Annotated in this window: 17 protein-coding genes and 1 pseudogene; 13 read left to right on the forward strand and 5 right to left on the reverse strand. The window is 69.2% G+C overall.

Annotation, left to right across the window (positions count from 1 at the left end; translation table 11 throughout):
• Positions 1–430: 430 nt before the first annotated feature.
• The 5 genes from ACLML9_RS18995 (at position 431) to ACLML9_RS19015 (ending at position 10,602) form a co-directional block, all read left to right on the forward strand.
• Positions 431–1,207, forward strand: coding sequence for a hypothetical protein (locus ACLML9_RS18995; protein ID WP_411946796.1), 777 nt, complete (start codon positions 431–433; stop codon positions 1,205–1,207).
• Positions 1,204–2,157 carry an ATP-binding cassette domain-containing protein gene (locus tag ACLML9_RS19000; RefSeq protein WP_411946781.1) on the forward strand — a complete coding sequence of 318 codons (954 nt, stop codon included), beginning with the start codon at positions 1,204–1,206 and terminating at the stop codon, positions 2,155–2,157. Before ACLML9_RS18995 ends, ACLML9_RS19000 begins: the two co-directional genes overlap by 4 nt.
• Positions 2,154–2,936: an ABC transporter permease gene (locus tag ACLML9_RS19005; protein WP_411946782.1), complete on the forward strand. Its 783-nt coding sequence runs from the start codon at positions 2,154–2,156 to the stop codon at positions 2,934–2,936. The genes ACLML9_RS19000 and ACLML9_RS19005 overlap by 4 nt, the downstream gene beginning before the upstream one ends.
• A gap of 91 nt (positions 2,937–3,027) precedes the next feature.
• Positions 3,028–6,675, forward strand: coding sequence for an ABC transporter ATP-binding protein (locus ACLML9_RS19010; protein ID WP_411946783.1), 3,648 nt, complete (start codon positions 3,028–3,030; stop codon positions 6,673–6,675).
• A gap of 108 nt (positions 6,676–6,783) precedes the next feature.
• A complete protein-coding gene (locus ACLML9_RS19015) occupies positions 6,784–10,602 on the forward strand; it encodes a multifunctional oxoglutarate decarboxylase/oxoglutarate dehydrogenase thiamine pyrophosphate-binding subunit/dihydrolipoyllysine-residue succinyltransferase subunit (RefSeq protein WP_411946784.1) in 3,819 nt (1,272 codons plus the stop codon).
• Positions 10,603–10,688: 86 nt separating this feature from the next.
• Here the strand turns inward: ACLML9_RS19015 and ACLML9_RS19020 are convergent, their stop codons facing one another.
• The gene (locus ACLML9_RS19020; RefSeq protein ID WP_411946785.1) at positions 10,689–11,486 is read right to left on the reverse strand and encodes a sigma factor-like helix-turn-helix DNA-binding protein; all 798 of its coding nucleotides are present in this window, start codon (positions 11,484–11,486) and stop codon (positions 10,689–10,691) included.
• Positions 11,487–11,555: 69 nt separating this feature from the next.
• On the opposite strand from ACLML9_RS19020, the gene ACLML9_RS19025 reads away from it, so the two are divergent.
• Both ACLML9_RS19025 and ACLML9_RS19030 read left to right on the forward strand, forming a co-directional pair.
• Positions 11,556–11,951 carry an NADPH-dependent FMN reductase gene (locus tag ACLML9_RS19025; protein ID WP_411946786.1) on the forward strand — a complete coding sequence of 132 codons (396 nt, stop codon included), beginning with the start codon at positions 11,556–11,558 and terminating at the stop codon, positions 11,949–11,951.
• Positions 11,917–12,384: a YybH family protein gene (locus tag ACLML9_RS19030; RefSeq protein WP_411946787.1), complete on the forward strand. Its 468-nt coding sequence runs from the start codon at positions 11,917–11,919 to the stop codon at positions 12,382–12,384. Before ACLML9_RS19025 ends, ACLML9_RS19030 begins: the two co-directional genes overlap by 35 nt.
• A gap of 26 nt (positions 12,385–12,410) precedes the next feature.
• Here ACLML9_RS19030 and ACLML9_RS19035 read toward each other — a convergent pair whose 3' ends face one another.
• The 3 genes from ACLML9_RS19035 to ACLML9_RS19045 form a co-directional block, all read right to left on the reverse strand.
• On the reverse strand, positions 12,411–13,376 hold the full coding sequence (locus tag ACLML9_RS19035; RefSeq protein WP_411946788.1) for an EamA family transporter: 966 nt from the start codon (positions 13,374–13,376) through the stop codon (positions 12,411–12,413).
• A 21-nt stretch (positions 13,377–13,397) separates the two neighbouring features.
• Positions 13,398–14,090, reverse strand: a complete 693-nt coding sequence (locus ACLML9_RS19040) for a formylglycine-generating enzyme family protein (RefSeq protein ID WP_411946797.1) — start codon at positions 14,088–14,090, stop codon at positions 13,398–13,400.
• A 173-nt stretch (positions 14,091–14,263) separates the two neighbouring features.
• A complete protein-coding gene (locus ACLML9_RS19045; protein WP_411946789.1) occupies positions 14,264–14,926 on the reverse strand; it encodes a TetR/AcrR family transcriptional regulator in 663 nt (220 codons plus the stop codon).
• 499 nt (positions 14,927–15,425) lie between these two features.
• On the opposite strand from ACLML9_RS19045, the pseudogene ACLML9_RS19050 reads away from it, so the two are divergent.
• From ACLML9_RS19050 to ACLML9_RS19075, 6 genes and pseudogenes are all read left to right on the forward strand, one after another.
• Positions 15,426–16,414 (forward strand): annotated as a pseudogene (locus tag ACLML9_RS19050) (TIGR03617 family F420-dependent LLM class oxidoreductase).
• Positions 16,415–16,511: 97 nt separating this feature from the next.
• Positions 16,512–16,859 carry a DUF1330 domain-containing protein gene (locus tag ACLML9_RS19055; protein WP_411946790.1) on the forward strand — a complete coding sequence of 116 codons (348 nt, stop codon included), beginning with the start codon at positions 16,512–16,514 and terminating at the stop codon, positions 16,857–16,859.
• 165 nt (positions 16,860–17,024) lie between these two features.
• Complete coding sequence (locus tag ACLML9_RS19060; protein ID WP_411946791.1) at positions 17,025–17,906, forward strand: helix-turn-helix domain-containing protein; 882 nt, start codon at positions 17,025–17,027, stop codon at positions 17,904–17,906.
• Positions 17,903–18,109, forward strand: a complete 207-nt coding sequence (locus tag ACLML9_RS19065) for a DUF397 domain-containing protein (protein ID WP_411946792.1) — start codon at positions 17,903–17,905, stop codon at positions 18,107–18,109. Before ACLML9_RS19060 ends, ACLML9_RS19065 begins: the two co-directional genes overlap by 4 nt.
• Positions 18,110–18,303: 194 nt before the next feature.
• Entirely contained in the window at positions 18,304–19,203 is a 900-nt protein-coding gene (locus ACLML9_RS19070; protein ID WP_411946793.1) for an IS982 family transposase, read from the forward strand.
• Between the two features lie 116 nt (positions 19,204–19,319).
• Positions 19,320–19,517, forward strand: coding sequence for a hypothetical protein (locus ACLML9_RS19075; protein ID WP_411946794.1), 198 nt, complete (start codon positions 19,320–19,322; stop codon positions 19,515–19,517).
• A 146-nt stretch (positions 19,518–19,663) separates the two neighbouring features.
• Here ACLML9_RS19075 and ACLML9_RS19080 read toward each other — a convergent pair.
• The coding region (locus tag ACLML9_RS19080) for a hypothetical protein (RefSeq protein ID WP_411946795.1) at positions 19,664–19,882 on the reverse strand (219 nt) is incomplete at its 5' end.

Below are 19,882 nucleotides of genomic sequence, written 5' to 3' on the forward strand. Positions count from 1 at the left end.
CGCCGCAGGCGCAAGTCTCGAGGCCGAAACGGCGAGACACAAGGGGGCCTCAACCCCGCGACGCCGCAGGCGGCGCCAAAAACACAGCACCTTCCCGAGCAGGTCCACACCCCCACCTTCCCGAGCAGGTCCACACCCCCACCTTCCCGAGCAGGTCCACACCCCCACCTCCACGAGCAGGTCCACACCCCCACCTCCACGAGCAGGTCCCTTCCTCGCCTTCACCAACAAGGACCTCCCGGCTCCACCGCACCTACCGGCCCGCCACCCACCGTTCAACAAAACGTGCACCACCGTTCAACAGAACTTGCGCGCGAGTCGGAACCGAGGAAAGGGGTAGTCCGTTAGAAGTCAGAGCGAACGTCCGGCCGCCGTGCCCTACAGTGCACAGAGGCCGCAGAGGAGGGATGACGCCGTGCGTAACGGGGCATTGGAAAAGGCCGTGGTCGAGGCACTGGATCACGGTTCCCGGCTACAAGCACCCGCCGTCGCCAAGTATGTCGCGCGCTTGCGGCGCGCACATCCCGACGAGTCGCCCGCGCAGCTCGTCGAACGGCTCGAACGCCAGTATCTGCTGGCCGTGACCGGCAGTGGTAGCGCGGTCGGGGCGTCGGCCGCGATTCCCGGAGTGGGGACCATCGCCGCGCTGGCGGCGGTGAGCGCGGAGACCACGTTCTTCATGGAGGCGTCGGCGTTGTTCACGCTGGCGGTGGCCTCCGTGCACGGGGTGCGGCCGGAGAACACCGAACAGCGGCGGGCACTGGTGCTCGCGGTGGTGCTCGGTGACAGCGGGATGGAGATCGTCCAGAAGAGTGTCGGTACCTCGGCCAAGAACTGGGGCACCGTGTTCGCCAACAAGATCCCGGGTCTGTCCGGGATGAACGATTCGCTGCTCAAGCGGTTCATCGTCCGCTTCATCACCAAGCGTGCCGCGTTGATGGCGGGCAAGGTGTTGCCCGCCGGGATCGGCGCGGTGATCGGCGGGGTCGGTAACCGGGCGCTGGGCAAGGCGACTGTCAGCAACGCGCGTAAGGCATTCGGTCCGGCGCCGGCGTATTTCCCCGACGAGATGGTGATCGACGCCCAGGTGCCGACCGCGCCGGAGCAGCCGAAGAAGTCGCTGCCGCAGCCCGATCCGAGCGAACTGCCGCGCGATGAGGCCGGGGTACGCCGGCGGGGGACCCAGCCACCGGCCGGGTCGCGGTGACGCCCTCGGCGCGCCCGGCGATCACGGTCCGGGGTCTGACCAAGCGGTACGAGGATTTCAGTATCGGCGCCCAGGACATCTCCTTCGATGTCGCGGCGGGTACCTGCGCGGCGCTGGTGGGCCCGCCCGGTTCCGGGAAGTCGACGGTGGCCGGGATCCTGCTGGGTCTGCTCCCGCCGACGGCGGGGTCGGCCACGGTGGCCGGCGGCCGCGGCAGTGCGGCGGTGGGCGCCGTCCTCGCACCGCGCGGTCTGCATCCGCGCCGGACGGTCCGCGACCATCTACGGGTCTATGCCGCCGCGGCCGGGTGCCCGGACCGCCGGGTGCGCGCCGTGCTGGAGATCACCGGTCTCATCGAGCGCGCCCGCGCCGTCCCCGACGATCTGACCCCCGGTGAGGAGACCCGCGCGGCCCTGGCGACGGCCCTGCTGCCCGACCCGCCACTGCTGGTGCTCGATGATCCCACCGCCGGTATGCGGCTGGGCGAACTGTCCTGGTTGCAGGGCTTCCTGCGGGAGCACACGCGGCGCGGCGGCACCGTACTGTTCACCACGCCCAGCCTGATGACGGCGCTGCCGATCGCCGACCATCTGGTGGTGCTGAGCGGCGGGTCGGTGGTCTATCAGGGCAGCCCGGACCGGCTGCGGCGCCGAAACCCGGACCGTCTGGTGGTGGCCTCCTCGTCGTCCATCGCAGTCGCCACCGCCCTGGCCGCCCGCGGCTTCACCGATGCGGTGATCCGGCCCGACGATCAACTGGCGGTGGCGGACGCGTCCGAGGACGATATCGTGGCCGCCGCCCGCGCCGCGAATGTCCGGCTGGACCGTATAGTCGCCGATCGGATCCATCCCGACCGGGTGCTCGCCTCCCTGACCCAGGCGGCCGCGCCGCAGCCGGCCGGACCCGGTATGCCGCCGCCCGCCTCTCTGCCGTACGGGGTTGCCCGATGATCGACGTCGTACCCGCGGAACTGATTCCGCCGGTCCTGTCCGAGTACCGCAAAGCGGCGACCCTGCGCTATCCCCGGGTGCTGGCCGGAGCACTGGTCGCGATATCGCTCGTGACCACCTCGGTGACCGCGATCATGGCCGGGCCGCGTGACCCGGACAGCGATCCGGTGACCGGTACCGCGACCATCGGGCTTTATCTGGCGCTGTTCGCGGTCGTCGTGGCGGCCGGCGTTTTCGGGGCCGCGGGGGCGGCGGGTGAACACCAGCACAACACGCTGGTGACCACCGCGCTGTTCACGATGGACCGGGACCGGCTGGCCGGGTCGAAATACCTGGTGACCGCCGCCGCCGCGGTGGTGGCCGCGCTGGCGGTCGAGGTCGTGGCCATGGTCTGCCTGCTGCTGTTCGGCCGCGGCAAATTCGAGATCACGGCCGCCTTGTTCGCGGTACTCGGTGGCGGTCTGCTGGCCGCGGCGTGCTGGGCGGTGATCGGCACCGGGCTCGGGCTGCTGCTGCGCTCACCGGCACTGGCGGTCGGGGCGGTGCTGGTCTGGATGCTGGTCGCCGAGCCGCTGCTCTGGGTGGTGACCGCCGGGATCGGGCTGCCGGGCGCGGCGACGCTGCTGCCCGGTTCGGCGACGCTGAGCACCGTCCTGGTGGGCTCGTTCACCGACAGCGATCTGCTGGCGCCCGCCCCCGCCGCGATCGTGGTGCTGCTGCTGTGGTCCGTCGGGGTCGGCGCGGCCGGCTGGTGGGCGCTGCGCCGGGCCGAACTGTGATCCGCTGAACCTGCCGACGGGAGCGCCGGGAACAAGACCTTGTCACCGGGCGTCGTTATGGTCGATGACAGGTCGAGGTGAAGGGGGGCTCATGGGTAGCGGCGCGCGGCCGGGATGGCTTCGCAGGCTGTGGTCTGAGTGCCGGCGTTTCGGGGGCACGCTGGCCGGTATCGCCGTGGCTCTGGTGGCCGGCGCGGCGGCCGAGATCATCGCACCGCTGCTCACCAAATGGGCCGTGGACTCGGCCACCAGCGGTGCCACCCGGGTGATCGGTATCGTCGCCGGGCTGCTGGCGCTGCTGGCGGCGGGCCGATTCGCGGCGTCCTTCGGGCGGCGGATGCTGGCCGGCAAATTGTCACTGGACGTCCAGCACGGGCTGCGGGTGCAGCTGCTCGGATCGTTGCAGCGGCTGGACGGCGCCGGCCAGGACGCGCTGCGCACCGGGCAGGTGGTTTCCCGCTCGATCACCGATCTCCAGCTGGTGCAGTCGCTGCTGGCGATGGCCCCGCTCTCGGGCATGTCGTTTCTGCAGTTCGTGCTCGCCGCCGCGGTGATGCTGTGGTTGTCCCCGCCGCTGGCGGCGGTGGCGCTGCTGATGGTGCCGCTGGTGATCGTGGTGGTGTACCGGATGCGGCCCACGCTGCACGCCGCCACCTGGTCGGCCCAGCAGCGGGCCGCCGAACTCGCCCAGCACGTGGAGGAGACGGTCACCGGGGTCCGGGTGGTGAAGGGGTTCGGCCAGGAAGCCCGGATGGTCGATGTGCTCGCACAGCACGGCCGCCGGTTGTTCGCCGAGCGGATGCGCGCGGCCCGGATCAATGCCCGCTTCTCCCCCACACTGGCGGCCATCCCGCAGGCGGGCCTGGTGGTGGTGATCGCCGTCGGCGGCTGGCTCGCGTTGCACGGCCAGATCGGTCTCGGCACCTTCCTCGCGTTCAGCGCCTATGTCACCACCATGACCACCACCGCCCGCACCATGGCGTCGGTGCTCATCCTGGCCCAGCTCACCCGGGCCGCGGCCGAACGGGTGTATCAGGTGATCGACGCCGGTCCGGCGGTGGCCGATCCGCCGCGACCGGTCCCGGTGCCGGAGGGCCCGCTGGGTATCGAACTCGACGGGGTGAGCTTCGGCTTCGACCCCGCGCAACCGGTCCTGCGTGATCTGGACCTGCGGGTCCGGCCGGGCGAGACGGTGGCGATCATCGGTCCGGCGGGCTCGGGCAAGACCACGCTGTCGCTGCTGCTACCCCGGTTCTACGCACCCGATGCCGGCCGGATCCGGCTGCTGGGCGCCGGGGCCGCGCAGCCGGTGGACATCGCCGAGGTGTCCGCCGCGCAGTTGCGCGCCGCGGTGGGCGTGGTCTTCGACGATCCGTTCCTGTTCAGTTCCAGCGTGGCCGCCAATATCGCCCTCGGCAGGCCCGACGCCACACCCGAGGAGATCCGGGCCGCCGCGCGACAGGCCGCCGCCGACGAGTTCATCGAACAGCTGCCGGACGGCTACGACACCGTCGTCGGGGAACGCGGGCTCACCCTCTCCGGTGGTCAGCGGCAGCGCATCGCCCTGGCCCGGGCGTTACTGGCCCGGCCGCGCATTCTGGTGCTCGACGACGCCACCTCCGCGGTGGACGCGGTGACCGAGGCCGCCATCTTCGGCGCACTGCCCGATCAGGGCACCCGCACCACCATCATCCTGGCCCATCGCGAGTCGACCCTCGCCCATGCCGATCGGGTGATCCGCCTGCCCGAACCGGACACCGTGCCGGTCGCCGGCCCGGTCTACCAGCCCGACCGGCTGCCTCCCGCCGCGTCCGCCGACCGCTTCGGCCCCACGCCCGACCTCGGCGCGACCCCCGAACTGCGCCGTGCCATCGACGCGCTGCCCGCCGCCACCGAGCGGCCGGGGCCGGCCGAGTCCCGCCGCCTCCGGGAGCCGGATCCGGGGTTCCGGCTGGGCCGGCTGCTGTGGCCGGTGCGAACCCTGGTGCTGGCCTCGGTGGCCCTGCTGGCACTCGACGCGTTGATCGGGATCGGTTTTCCGCCGCTGGTCCGCCATGCGATCGACGCCGGCGTCACCGGTGGGCAGCCGGCCGCCCTCACCTGGTCGGCCGCACTCGGTACCGGACTGGTGCTGGCGGGCTGGGTGGTGGCCGCCGCGACCACCCTGTTCACCTCCCGCACCGGCGAACGGGTGCTGTACGGATTGCGTGTCCGCAGTTACGCCCACCTGCAACGGCTCGGCCTGGACTACTACGAACGCGAACTGTCCGGCCGGATCATGACCCGGATGACCACCGATGTGGACGCCCTGTCCACCTTCCTGCAGACCGGGGTGTCCACCGCGCTGGTGAGCGTGCTGTCGCTGGGCGGTATCGCGGTCGCGCTGGTGGTGATCGATCTGCGGCTCGCCCTGGTGGTCCTGCTCGGGGTGCTGCCGCCGCTGATCATCGCCACGGCGGTGTTCCGCCGGGTCGCCTCGGTGGCCTACACCGTCTCCCGGGAACGGGTCTCCACGGTCAACGCGGATTTCCAGGAGAACATCGCGGGACTGCGGGCGGTGCAGGCCAATCGGCACGAACGGCTCGCGGCCCACCGGTTCGCCGAATACTCCACGAAGTACCGGCGCAGCCGGATGCGGGCGCAGCGCGCCATCGCGTTGTACTTCGCGTTCGTGGCGGCGTGGACCGATCTGGCGCTGGCCCTGGTGGTGTTCACCGGGGCGCACGCGGTGGCCGCCGGTACCACCAGCACCGGCACGCTGGTCGCCTTCGTGCTGTACCTGGAACTGCTGTTCGGTCCGGTCCAGCAGCTGTCGCAGGTGTTCGACGGGTACCAGCAGGCGCGGGTGGGTCTGCGCCGTATCGGCGAGCTGCTGCGCACCCCGTCCTCCATCGGTGCCGATCCGCCCGACGCCGATCCGATCGCGGCGGGCCTGCGGGGTGATCTGGCTCTCGACGCGGTGCGTTTCCGCTACCCGGGCACCGAGCGTTTCGCTCTCGACGATGTGGATCTGGCGGTCGCGCCCGGGCAATCGCTGGCGCTGGTGGGGGCGACCGGCGCCGGGAAATCCACCATCGTCAAACTGCTCGCCCGCCTCTACGACCTCTCCGGCGCCGATACCGGGGTCATCCGGGTGGACGGCGTCGATATCCGCGACTACCGGCTGGACCGCTACCGCGCCCGGCTCGGGATGGTCCCGCAGGAAGCTCACCTGTTCACCGGCGATATCGCGAGCAACATTGCATTCGGGAAACCCGACGCGTCCGCGGCGGAGATCGAGACGGCCGCCCGCGCGGTCGGGGCGCGGGAGATGATCGCCGGCCTGCCCGGCGGATTCCGGCGGCCGGTGGGCGAGCGCGGGCGCGGGCTCTCGGCGGGTCAGCGTCAGCTGATCGCGCTGGCCCGTGCCCAGCTGGTGGACCCCGATCTGTTGCTGCTCGACGAGGCGACCGCCACCCTCGACCCCGACACCGAGGAGAAAGTGCTGGCCGCGACCGGATCGCTGGCTCGCCACCGCACGACCGTGGTGGTCGCGCACCGGCTGGCCACGGCCGCGCGGGCCGACCGGATCGCCGTGGTGGAGCACGGCCGGATCGTCGAAGTGGGCACTCATACCGAGCTCGTGGCGGCCGGTGGGCACTATGCCCGCCTCTGGACAGCGGCCGGAAGCGGCGAAGGAATATTCTCGGTCGAGGACGAGTCGTCAACAATGAGGTCGGGATTGTCCGGTGGTCGGTGACCGAGCGGATGTGCGCGGGGGCATATCCTCGTCTTCAGGGCGTATCGGTACCCATCCACCGAGGCCCTGTGCCGGGCACGTCACAAACGTCGCAGCGCGAAGAACGAAATGAGGCGAACACCTGCTGTGAGCAGCTCAAAATCCCAGTTCGGTCAGAACCAGTGGCTGGTCGACGAGATGTATCAGAAGTTCAAACAGGATCCATCCTCGGTCGACGCCAGCTGGCACGAGTTCCTCGCCGACTACACCCCGGAGATCTCCGGTGATTCCGGTAACACCCAGTCTGCTCCGGCGCCGGCGGCTCCGACGTCGGCGGTGAAATCCGCTCCTACCGCCGTGCCCGCCGAAAATTCTTCGGTCCGGACCCGGGCCACCGCCCCGACCGCGCCGGCCACCACGTCCGCGCCGGCCGCCGCGCCGAAGTCCGCCCCGGCCGCCACCACCGCCGCGCGGACCACCGCGGCCGCCCAGCAGCGGGCCCCGCAGACGACCCCGGCCCCGGCGTCCAATGCCGCCGCCACCTCGGGTGCGCCCAAGCAGACTCCGGCCGCGGACGAGAAGAAGGTGCTGCGCGGTGCCGCCGCCGCGGTCGCCAAGAACATGTCGGCGTCGCTGACCATCCCGACCGCCACCAGCGTGCGGGCCGTGCCGGCCAAGCTGATGATCGACAACCGGCTGGTCATCAACAACCATCTCGCCCGCACCCGGGGCGGCAAGATCTCCTTCACCCATCTGCTCGGCTACGCGATCGTGCAGGCGGTGAAGGCGTTCCCGAACATGAACCGGCATTTCGCCGAGGTCGACGGTAAGCCGAACGCGGTCACCCCCGCGCACACCAACCTCGGTCTGGCCATCGATCTGCCCGGTAAGGACGGCAGCCGGTCCCTGGTCGTCGCCGCCATCAAGGGCACCGAGGATATGACCTTCGGTCAGTTCCACACCGCCTACGAGGACATCGTCCGCCGCGCCCGCGACGGCAAACTGACCGCCGAGGACTTCAGCGGGGTGACCATCTCGCTGACCAACCCGGGCACCATCGGCACCGTGCATTCCGTACCGCGGCTGATGCAGGGCCAGGGCGCGATCATCGGCGCGGGCGCCATGGAGTACCCGGCGGAGTTCCAGGGGATGAGCGACGAGCGGATCGCCGATATCGGTATCGGCAAGCTCATGACGCTGACCTCCACCTACGATCACCGCATCATCCAGGGCGCGGAATCCGGCGATTTCCTGCGCACCATCCACAAGCTGCTCATCGCGGACGAGTTCTACGACGAGATCTTCCACGGTCTGGGTGTGCCGTACGAGCCGGTGCGCTGGCGCAAGGACATCAAGGAACGCGGAGTCGACAAGAGCACCCGGGTGCTCGAGATGATCGCCGCCTACCGCAACCGCGGTCACCTGATGGCCGACACCGATCCGCTGCGCCTGGTCAAGGATAAGTTCCGCAGCCACCCCGACCTCGACGTCACGCAGCACGGCCTCACCCTGTGGGATCTGGACCGCGAGTTCAATGTCGGCGGTTTCCACGGCGAAGAGCGGATGAAACTGCGCGATGTGCTGTCGGTGCTGCGCGATTCCTACTGCCGCCACGTCGGTGTGGAGTACACCCACATCCTCGAGGAAGACCAGCTCAAGTGGATGCAGGACCGGGTCGAGCAGAAGCATGTCAAGCCGACCGTCGCCCAGCAGAAGTACATTCTGAACCGGCTCAACGCGGCCGAGGCGTTCGAAACCTTCCTGCAGACCAAGTACGTCGGCCAGAAGCGTTTCTCGCTGGAGGGCGCCGAAACCGTCATCCCGATGATGGACGCCGTGATCGACCAGTGCGCCGAGTACGCGCTCGACGAGGTCGTCATCGGTATGCCGCACCGCGGCCGCCTCAATGTGCTGGCCAATATCGTGGGCAAGCCCTACTCGAAGATCTTCACCGAGTTCGAGGGCAATATGAACCCGGCCGCCACCCACGGCTCGGGCGATGTGAAGTACCACCTCGGTGCGCGCGGCAACTACCTGCAGATGTTCGGTGACAACGAGATCGAGGTCTCGCTGACCGCCAACCCGTCGCATCTGGAAGCGGTCGACCCGGTGCTCGAGGGTCTGGTCCGCGCCAAGCAGGACCTGCTGGACAAGGGTGACGGCCCCGAGGGCTTCTCGGTCGTGCCGCTGATGCTGCACGGTGACGCCGCGTTCGCGGGCCAGGGTGTGGTGGCCGAGACCCTGAACCTGTCGGGCCTGCGCGGGTACCGCGTGGGCGGCACCATCCACATCGTGGTGAACAACCAGATCGGTTTCACCACGGCCCCGGAGAACAGCCGCTCCACCGAGTACTCCACCGATATCGCCAAGTTCATCGGCGCCCCGATCTTCCACGTCAACGGCGACGACCCGGAGGCGTGCGACTGGGTCGCGCGCCTGGCGGTCGATTTCCGGCAGAAGTTCCGCAAGGACGTGGTCATCGACCTGATCTGCTACCGCCGTCGCGGTCACAACGAGGGCGACGACCCGTCGATGACCCAGCCGTACATGTACGACGTCATCGATACCAAGCGCAGCGTCCGCAAGAGCTACACCGAAAGCCTGATCGGCCGCGGCGATATCTCGCTGAAAGAGGCCGAGGACGCGCTGCGCGACTACCAGGGCCAGTTGGAGCGGGTCTTCAACGAGGTCCGGGAGCTGGAGAAGTATCCCCAGGGGCCGAGCGCATCGGTGGAGGACGATCAGCAGGTGCCGTCCACCGTGCTCACCGCGGTCGACAAATCGGTGCTGCAGCGGATCGGCGACGCGTTCTTGAACGTGCCCGACGGTTTCAGCGTGCACCCGCGGGTGCAGCCGGTGCTGGAGAAGCGCCGGGAGATGGCCTACGAGGGCAAGGTCGACTGGGCGTTCGCCGAGTTGCTCGCCTTCGGCACGCTGATCGACGAGGGTCGCGCGGTCCGGCTGACCGGCCAGGATTCGCGCCGCGGCACCTTCACCCAGCGCCATTCGGTGATCATCGACCGCAAGACCGCGGCCGAGTACACCCCGCTGCACAACCTCAACAGCGCCAACCCCGGCTGGTTCGCGGTGCACGATTCGGCGCTGAGCGAGTTCGCCGCCGTCGGCTTCGAGTACGGCTACTCGCTGGGTAACCCGGACGCGCTGGTGCTGTGGGAGGCCCAGTTCGGTGACTTCGTCAACGGCGCCCAGTCGATCATCGACGAGTTCATCTCCTCCGGTGAGGCCAAATGGGGCCAGCTGTCCGAGGTCGTGCTGCTGCTGCCGCACGGGCACGAGGGTCAGGGCCCGGACCACACCTCCGGCCGTATCGAGCGCTTCCTGCAGCTGTGCGCGGAGGGTTCGATGACGGTGGCGGTGCCGTCCACCCCGGCGAACTACTTCCACCTGCTGCGCCGGCACGCGCTGGACGGTATCCGCCGTCCGCTGATCGTCTTCACCCCGAAGTCGATGCTGCGCAACAAGGCCGTCGTCAGCGATCTCAAGGATTTCACCGAGAGCAAGTTCCGCTCGGTGTTCGACGAGCCCACCTACGAGCAGGGCATCGGCGACCGCGCCGCGGTCAAGCGCATCCTGCTCACCAGCGGCAAGCTCTACTACGAGCTGGCCGCCGCGAAGGCCAAGCGCAAGCGTGACGATGTCGCCATCGTCCGGGTCGAGCAGCTCTACCCGCTGCCCAAGTTCCGGTTGAACGAGGCCCTGGAGCGGTACTCGAACGCCACCGAGATCGCCTGGGTCCAGGAGGAGCCGGCGAACCAGGGCGCGTGGCCGTTCTTCGGCCTGAACCTGCCGGAGCTGCTGCCGGAGCGGCTGGGCCGCCTGCGCCGTATCTCGCGTCGTGCCATGTCGGCCCCGTCCTCGGGTTCGAGCAAGGTGCACGCGGTGGAGCAGGCCGAGATCATCGAGGAGGCGTTCGCGCCCACCGAGTGAGTCGCGGCGCCTACCCGACGCCGGGCACGGACCCTTCTGCGGAAGCGGTTCGCGCCCGGCGTCTCTCGTTTCCGGCCCGGTGCCGGTCAGCTGTCCGTGGCCGTCCAGGGCCGCAGTTTGTCCGGATTGCGAACCGCCCAGATGCGGGTGATCAGGCCGTCGGCGATATCGAAGGCGTACACCGAGACGATGGTGTCGTCCAGCTGTGCCACCAGTCCGGGTTGGCCGTTCACCGTGCGCTCCAGCAGGGTGAACGCCGGGCTGCGGGCGGCGATCTCCAGCCAGGTGCGGGCGATCCGCTCGTCGCCGTGGATCGGCTCGAGGAAGGCCGGTGCCAGGCCGCCGCCGTCGGCCGTGGCCCGCGCCCGCGGATCGAGGAGGCCGATCAGGGCCTCGATATCCTGAGCCTGCCAGGCGTGTTTGAAATCCCGGACCACTTCGGCGCGTTCGGCGCTCGACGGCCCCCGCGAGGTATCGATACGGCGGCGGGCGCTGGAGGCGAGCTGACGGCAGGCCGCGGGAGTGCGCCCGACGATATCGGCGACCTCGGCGAAGGAGTAACGGAAGACGTCGTGCAGTACGAACGCCACCCGTTCGGCCGGTGTCATGGAATCCAGTACGACGAGAAAGGCCATACTGATCGACTCGTCGAGGGTGACCCGGTCGGCGGGGTCGGCGGATGCGGGACCATCGAGCCATTCGGACCTGCCGGGTATCGGTTCCGGAATCCAGTCGCCGACATAGCGTTCCCGCCTGCTGCGCGCCGAGCCGAGCAGGTCGAGGCAGATTCGGCCCGCGACCGTGGTCAACCACGCGCCGGGCGCCGCGACCTCCTGCCGCTCCCGCTCCGACAGCGCGTACCAGCGCACATAGGTCTCCTGCACCACATCCTCGGCCTCGGCCAGCGAGCCGAGCAGCCGGCCGAACGGATCGCCCCGTTCGACGGTTTCGTGGTGGTGACCCCGGAGTACAACGGCGGCCCGCCCGGAGTACTGAAGAACGCGATCGACCACCTGTGCGCGGAGTGGGCGGACAAGGCGATCGGATTCGTCTCCTACGGGGCGGGCGGTGGAGCCCGTGCGGTGGTGCAGCTCCGGGCGGTCTGCAGCACGCTGGGCATGGCCGATGTGAGCCATCAGGTCGTGATCTCCCTGCACACCGATTTCGAGAACTTCACCACCTTCACACCGCGCGACCACCACGCGGCCGCCCTGGGCGCGCTGCTGGATCAGGTTCTCGCCTGGAGCACCGCCCTGGCGCCGCTACGCCGGCCCGCCATCGATACTCCGAACATCGACCCGGAAGGAACCGAACATGACGACTCCGCACGACTCTCGGTCACACGCTGACCGCATCGAGGCCGACGCGGCCGCGATCCACCGGCAGCTCGACAAGGTGATCAACGGACTCCGGACCGGAGATCTCGAGGCACTGCGGCAGCTGTACACCCCCGACGTCGTGTCCTTCGATGTCGAGCCGCCGCTCCAGCACGTCGGGACCGCGGCGAAGCTGGCGAACTGGGCGAAGGTGTTCCAGCTCCTCGACAATGTGACCTACGAGATCCGCGATCCGGCCTTCACCATCGGTGACGATGTCGCGTTCGGGCACGCCTTCGCTCGTCTCGGCGGCACCTTGAAGAACGGGGCGGCGATGAGCGGCATGTGGGTGCGGGTCACGTTCGGGCTGCGGAAGATCGACGGCACCTGGTTGATCGCGCACGACCAGGTGTCGGTGCCGCTCGACATCGCCGGCGGCAAAGGCGTGGTCGACCTCGAGCCCTGAGGGGTCGCCATTCGAGCGGACCCCCATCACGGCCGGCGCCCGCCGCACCGGCCCGGCACTCCCGGAACCGTCCCGGGCCCGGCCAGTTGCACCAGTATCGCGCCGGTGAGCACGATCGCCGCCCCGGCCAGCTGTGCCGGCCCGAGCGCTTGGCCCAGCAGCAGCCAGGCCAGCGCGGCGGCGACCACCGGTTCCAGCAGTGCCAGCACACCGGCCAGGGCCACGGGGAGGTCGCGCAGCGCCCGCAGCCCCGTCAGGTAGGGCAGCACGGTACCGGCCACGACCAGCGCGAGCAGCACCGGCCACACCGGCACCCGCAGACCGCCCAGTACCGCGACGGCGGTGAGCGAACCCGACGGCAGCGTCCACGGCGGAGCGATCACTGCCACCAGGACCGCGCCGATCACGAGCCCGACCGCGGTGAGACCCGCCGGGTCATGCCTGCGCGCCCCGTGCTCACCGAGCAGGAAGTACCCGGCCGAGCAGAGCGCCGCACCCAACCCGGCGGCCACGCCGAGCAGATCCAGCCCCGTGTCCTGCCAGATCTGGGCGACCAGGACCGAGCCCGCCGAGGCCAGCGCGATCCCCGCCCACGCCAGCCGGGGCAGCCGGGTGCCCCGCACCACCCGCACCCAGAGCGCGACCAGCGCCGGAGCCACGCTGACCAGCACCATCGCCACGCCCACCGGAATCCGGGCCACCGCCACGAAGAACAGCAACTGCACCCCGCCGACACCGAGCAGCCCATAGCCGAGCAGCAACCAGAGGTCGGCGCGGCCGAATCGCAACGCCCCCGGCCGCAGCACCGCGACCACCGGCACCAGCAGTGCCGCGGCCGCCGCGAGCCGCACCGAGGTCACCGCCGCCGGAGACCGGCCCGTCGCGATCACCGCCGCGGCCAGCGGACCCGAACTCGCGAACAGCACCCACGAGAGCGAACTCAGCGCGGTCGCCCGGGCCCGGTCCGGCGCCGCCTTCTCCGTTACGGCCACGCCGACAGTGTGCCGGAGCGGTCACCGCTCCGACGACAGGATTTTCGGCTGTATGCGCTCGGGCCCTGGAGGTGACGCCGACCGCGCGACACGGAACCCGATATCGTCGAGCCGGACCGTGGGATGACTGCGGCGGCGGACCGAGGCGCGGCAGCTCCAGTGTTCGTCGAACCAGCCGCCGCCGCGCAGCACCCGGTAGCTGCCGTAGACCTCCGGGTCGTAGAGGTCCCAGCACCATTCCCAGACCGTGCCGAGCATGTCGTAGAGCCCCCACGCGTTGGGCCGCCGGGTCCCCACCTCGGGCAGTCGGTCTTCGGAGTTCCCCCGGTACCGGGCGATATCGTCGAGCCGGCCGTAGTGCGGGCCGGTGGTGCCCGCGCGGCACGCGTGTTCCCACTCCGCCTCGGTCGGCAGCCGATATCCGTCGGCCGATGCGACCCGGGTAACCTCGCCGTCGGCGCCGAGGCGGTACGCCGGTGTCAGATCGTCGCGTTCGGACAGGGCGTTGCAGAACAGAACCGCGTCGTTCCAGGAGATGCTGTCGGCGGGCCGCCGATCTCCCCGGTTCCCGCCCGGCCGGTGGCCGGTGACCTGCGCGTACTGCGATCGGGTGACCGGAACGGCCCCCAGCCGGTACGGACCGACTTCCACCGACCAACTGCGTTGCGTCCGCCGATCCGACAACTTCACCCGCCCCGGCGGGATTTCGACCAGTTCGATCCCTCCCACGTGCACGTTCACCCGGTCGAACCTACCCTGTCCGACAGCAGCCTTGCCGCGGGCGCCGCAGCGGGTGACGCACCCGGACGGGGTGCCACCACGGCGGTTCGGCGGCGTCGCGGTGGGCCGGGCGGCAGTACCGCGGTGCGGCGAAGGGACCGGGCGCCCTACGGGTCCGGCCGGGATGGCGAGCGGGGATGACCGCGGGGGTCATCGGTATCTCCCTGGGGCGAGCCCGGAATGCCGTGTTTCATCAGCGGCACGATGGTCGTGCGGACGAAGGCGCGCGCTTGTTCCGGATCGGTGAAATCCGTACCGCCGCTGTTACCCGGGGTGAGCATCAGCGAATGGGCGAGGCGGGCGACCAGTTCGGCGACCGGGCGGGGGTCGTAGCGGTCGATCAGGCCGGCGTGCTGGGCGTGGGTGAGCATGCCGGAGATGTAGTCGATACCGAGATCGACCAGGTGTCCGCCCTGCACGGTGTAGAAGCTGAGCGCTTCGTCCGGCGCGACCCGCAGCAGGTGGGTGACCAACCGGTGGATGCGGGTCTGCAGCAGGACGTGCAGCGTGGTCTCCTCGATCTGGGCGTCCACGCCGTCGGCGGCGTCGGCGATCGCGGTGACCTCGTCCAGCATCCGGCGGGTTTCGCGTTCGATCACCGCTTCGACGAGATTGTCCTTACCCGCGAATCTGCGGTGGATGGTGATCCGGTTGATCCCGGCGCGGCGCGCGATGTCCTCCAGGCTGGAGCGGCGGATCCCGAGTTGCAGGATCCGGTCGAGCGCGGCGTCCATGATCTTTTCGTCGACCTCGTCGTAGCCCTCAGTCACGTAACGAGGATACGAATGCCGTTTCATAGAGTTGGCGGCGCCGGAGGATCGACTCGGTGGCAGGTGGTGCGGAGCGGGCGGTTGCGTGCCTCGTGGCCCGGCTCGATCTCGACCCGGTGCGCAAACGAGTTGCCTACACCGTCGTCGGTGGCAACCTGCATCCGTCCCATCACCACGCCTCCATGCAGGCGCTACCGGACACGGGCGGAGGACACTGTTCGTATGGCACACCGACGTCCTCCCGGATGACCTCGCCGCGCCGATATCGGAATTCGTCGAACAGGGCTCGGCTGTGATGCGCCGGGCACTGGCGGGGCCGGTTCCACTCGCAACAGGCGGATCCGCGGCCGGAAGTGCCGACCGGCCAGGAGGGTGATGGCGAAACGAGGTGGAGAGGCGTACAGGTCTGTCCACCTCGGCCACTTCCGTTCGGCCACAATGCCGGATCGGGCCGGGCCGACCCCTGTTCGAGACCGCCCGGGTGTACTTGGATGAACGGATGCTGCTCGATCTCCAGTTGGACGCCCGCCCGGACCGCAGCGCCGAACGCGCCCGGACCCTCGTCGACGCCGGCGCGGCGGGGCTGTTCACTTTCGAAGGCCCCCACGATGTGATGCTCCCGTTGGCCGCTGTAGCCGGCCGGGTGGATGCCGACCTGATGACCAATGTCGCGATCGCCATGCCGCGCAGCCCGATGCACCTCGCGCATGCCGCATGGGACCTGCAACTGATGTCGGGTGGACGGTTCCGGCTCGGACTCGGTTCGCAGATCCGCCCCCATATCGAGAAGCGCTACGGCGCCACCTGGTCCGCCCCGGCGGCCCGGATGCGCGAGATCGTGCTGGCGGTGCGCACGATCCTGCACGCCTGGCAGGACGGCGCGCCGCTGAAATTCCGCGGCGAGCACACCCGGCACACTCTCATGCCGAGCACCTTCGTCCCCGGTCCCAACCCGTACGGACCCCCACCGGTACTGCTCGGCGCGCTCGGCCCACTGATGACCCGGACCGCCGCGGAGGTCGCGGACGGACTGCTGGTGATGCCCTTCCACAGCCATCGCCATTTCCGGGAGCGCACGCTGCCCGCCGTGGCGGAGGGTATGAAGCAGGCGGGCCGCACCGAATTCCCCATCTATCCGCAGGTGATCGTGGCGATGGGCAGGTCGGCGGCGGAACTCGCGGCGGCCTCGACCGGGGTACGCGGCCTGCTGGCCTTCTACAGTACCGGCCGGTGCTCGAGGTCGAGGGCTGGGAACAGTTGCAGCCGGAACTCAACGCCCTCTCCAAAACCGGCAACATCATGACCATGTTCGACCGGATCTCCGACCATATGGTCGACACCCTCGCCGTCCGCGGCACCCCACAGGACTGCGCCGCCGAGATCCTCCGGCGCTTCGGCGATTTCGCCGACCGGGTGTGCTGCTACTTCCCCGGATACGACCCGCCCGCCGAGCAGATCGCCGCCCTCGCCACCGCATTGCGCCGATAACCCCGCAGGTAGTCGATCCGTTTACCTCCGAGGTAATCGTGCCGCGGTCGCCCCGCCGTCATGATCGGTACACCGAACCGATCGAGAGGACGAGATCATGCCCGCCTACGCCATCGCCCACCTGCAGCCGGCCGATCCGCACCCCGAGATCGCCGAGTACATGGAGCGCATCCCCGCCACCCTCGAACCCTTCGGCGGCCGGTTCCTCGTCCATGCCGCCCAGCACGAGGTGGTGGAAGGCCGCTGGCCCGGTTTCGTGGTGGTCATCGGTTTCCCGGGGATCGACGAAGCCCGGGCCTGGTGGGATTCACCGGCCTACCGGGAAATCGCGCCGCTGCGCTCGCGGCATATCGACGGCGACCTGATCCTGGTCGACGGCGTCGCCCCCGGCTACGACCCGGCCACCACCGCAGCGGCCATGCGGGAGACCATAGCCGCCGGGTGACCGGGACCTCCCCCACCCACCCGTCCCCGCACGAGCCCACCCGCGCCCCCGGACGACGTAAGGCCCGAACCCGCGAGAAAACCGAAAACCGGCGTGCCGCTGCCGGACTGCGAGTATGCATATCTCGCGATTCGGAGCTCTCATCCAGCCAAAAAGGGGACGGTTTTGACTGATAGGGACAGCAGTATCACTAGACGGCAGCTCGGCCGATATCTGCGCGAAGCACGAGAAGCGATCGGCCTGACCATGGCCGAAGCGGCGGCGCTCATGGAGTGGGGCAAGAGCAGTCTGCAACGCATCGAAACGGGGCAGAACCAGCGGATCCGCATCCGCGATCTCGACGGGTTGATCGAGATCTACGAGATCGACGAGGACAAAGCGGCGGGGTTGCGGGGACTGGCCCGCGAAACAGGGGCGAAGTCCTGGTGGCACGAATTCGGCAGCGTGATCCCCGCCAACTTCAGTGTGTACATGGGACTGGAATCCGCGGCCCGGACCTTGACGGCCTATCAACCCGATCTCGTACCGGGCCTGCTGCAGACCCCGGACTACGCACGAGCGTTGGCTCGGGTCGCGAGTCCCGACGATACCGCGGAGGAGCGCGAACAGCGTGTCCGGCTCAAAATGCGGCGACAGGCCCTGATCACCCGGAAGACCCGCCCGGCTCGGCTCGATGTGATTCTGGCCGAGACGGTACTGCGCCGGACAATCGGCGGGCCCCGGGTCATGGCAACACAATTGAGGCACCTCGCCGACGCCGGGACTCTGCCGAACGTACGACTGCGCGTCCTGCCCTTCTCCGCCGGGATGCCCGTCGGTGAGCAGATCGGCCCTTTCGTGATCATGGAGTTCGACGCGGATGCCCCGGGCAGGCCCGCCGAGCCGACAATCGTCTACGCCGAGAATTACACCGGCGACATGTACAGCGAGAAGGTCGGTATTGTGCAGCGATACGTAGAGGCGTGCGATCTCGTTCAGCGAGCCGCGCTGGACGAGGTCGGCAGCAGGAATCTGCTGCGTACGGCAGCAAGGGAGCACCAACGGTGAAGGTCGACCTATCCGAAGCGAAATGGTTCAAGAGCAGTCGTAGTGGCGGAACCAAGGAGTGTGTGGAGGTGGCATTCCTCGACGGCGGGCAGGTCGGCGTCCGTGATTCCAAGAACCCCACCGGCCCGGCTCTGGTTTTCACCGCCGCCGAGTGGGACGCCTTCACCGGTGGCACCCCGGATGGTCGTGCCGATCGCGGCTAGCTCGATCGGCACGGCGGCAGCTGTGGAGGCGGTCCGGTGTGTGCGCCCGTCCGGACCGCTGCTCGGAGGCACCCCCTAGATGAGTGATTCCCAATTGCTGCCCGCCTGCGTGCGGGCAGCAATTGATTGATTTGGTGGGTGAAGCGCGGGATCGGTTGCGCGGGTGTAGAAGAGGAGGGTATCGACGTCGACTCGTGACTGAAGACCTCGATACCCTCCTGACCGCACTCTACGTTCTCGTCGATGACCATGTCGTGCCTGCCGGGCGGCGGCGTCCGGGCCGGCCGAAGAAGCTGACCGACGCCGAACTGGTGTGCCTGGCCGTGGCGCAGGTGCTGCTGGGTGCCCGCAGCGAGCATCACTGGGTGCGGATGTGCCGGGTCCGGTTGGCGCACCTGTTCCCGTATCTGCCCAAGCAACCCGGCTACCACAAGAGGATCAAAGCCGCGGCCCCGTTGATCTGCGCAAGCATGCGATATCTGGCCACGCTGTGCCCGTCGTGGACCGACGAGTTGCGGCTGGCCGATGCGACCCCGATCCCGTGCGGGACCTCGCGGGAGACCGTCAAGCGTTCCGCGCTGGCCGGGTGGGCGAACTACGGCCGTTGCGCTGCGCATTCACGCTGGTACTGGGGGGTGAAGCTGTATCTGATCACCACGCTCGAGGGGATGCCGGTCGCGTGGTGCCTGGCGGACCCGAAGCTCGGTGAACGCGAAGTCGCTACCGAACTGTTCGCCCACGCCCGAGATATCGGGTCCTTGCGGGCGAAGATGGTAGTGCTGGTCGACAAGGGTCTGGCCGGCAGAGAGATCGAACGCTTCTGCGCCGATGAGCTCGGGGTGCTACTGGTCCACCCCGACCGCCGCGACGCCCGCCAACGCCGCTGGGGTGATCTCAAAGGCATGCGCCAGTGGACCGAAGCAGTCTATGACACCTGCAAAGACCAACTCGACCTCGAACGCCATGGTGGCCGCACACCGTCGGGTGTCTTCGCCCGCATCGCGCAGCGGCTGCTGGCTCTGGCCGCTGTGATCTGGCGTAACTGGTGCACCGACGCACCGGCGAAACGCTCCCTCATCGCCTACGACCACTGATCATTGCCGGCAGGGTGCGCTATGCACCCCCCAGCAATAAGGAATCACTCATCTAGGATCGGTCGTATGGCAGCCGGGTCTCCTCGTCTGGTGGTGCGAAGGTTCCGCTGCACTGGGTGGAGGTGATCTGCTCGGACGCGGCCGAACACCGCCGCCGGGTGGAGTCCCGCACACCCGATCGGCCGGGGCAGGGCAACCCGACCTCCCGGCGCTGGGAGCCGTTCACCGAACCGCGCATCCTGATCGACAACACGGGACGCGCGGCAGCGCATGTGGCCACGATCCGCGCCGCACTTCCCGGTGAAGGACCGTAGCCGCGGGCCGGAACGACGGCGGAGCGGCGCACCCCGACCTCGCTCCGACGTCCTACTCCTGAGCGCCGGCGCGGATGTGCGTTATTTCCGTCGGAGCCACTGTGCAGCCGCGCACCGCGCACCCGGCGCGCGGCTGCCCGAGGCTCTCAGCTGGTGAGTTCGTCGATCGAAGATGATTCGTCCCTGGACAGCGTGATTCCGAGGTTTGTCGCCCTGCGCTCGAGTTCGTCGTCGTCCCCGTGCCCCAGCTCGATGGCCGCGCCGTCGGCCGACAGCACCTCGACATTGAGGCACAGGGACTGGAGTTCCTTGAGCAGAACCTTGAACGATTCCGGGATGCCCGGCTCCGGAATGTTCTCGCCCTT

The organism is Nocardia sp. NPDC002869, from assembly GCF_046764065.1.
In the GTDB taxonomy this organism is placed as follows: Bacteria; Actinomycetota; Actinomycetes; order Mycobacteriales; family Mycobacteriaceae; genus Nocardia; species Nocardia rhamnosiphila.

Excerpts from the sequence above, each read along its gene's own strand:
- ACLML9_RS19005 (WP_411946782.1), top strand. The coding sequence starts at position 2,154 with ATGATCGACGTCGTACCCGCGGAACTGATTCCGCCGGTCCTGTCCGAG.
- ACLML9_RS19010 (WP_411946783.1), top strand. The coding sequence starts at position 3,028 with ATGGGTAGCGGCGCGCGGCCGGGATGGCTTCGCAGGCTGTGGTCTGAG.
- ACLML9_RS19015 (WP_411946784.1), top strand. The coding sequence starts at position 6,784 with ATGAGGCGAACACCTGCTGTGAGCAGCTCAAAATCCCAGTTCGGTCAG.
- ACLML9_RS19030 (WP_411946787.1), top strand. The coding sequence starts at position 11,917 with ATGACGACTCCGCACGACTCTCGGTCACACGCTGACCGCATCGAGGCC.
- ACLML9_RS19055 (WP_411946790.1), top strand. The coding sequence starts at position 16,512 with ATGCCCGCCTACGCCATCGCCCACCTGCAGCCGGCCGATCCGCACCCC.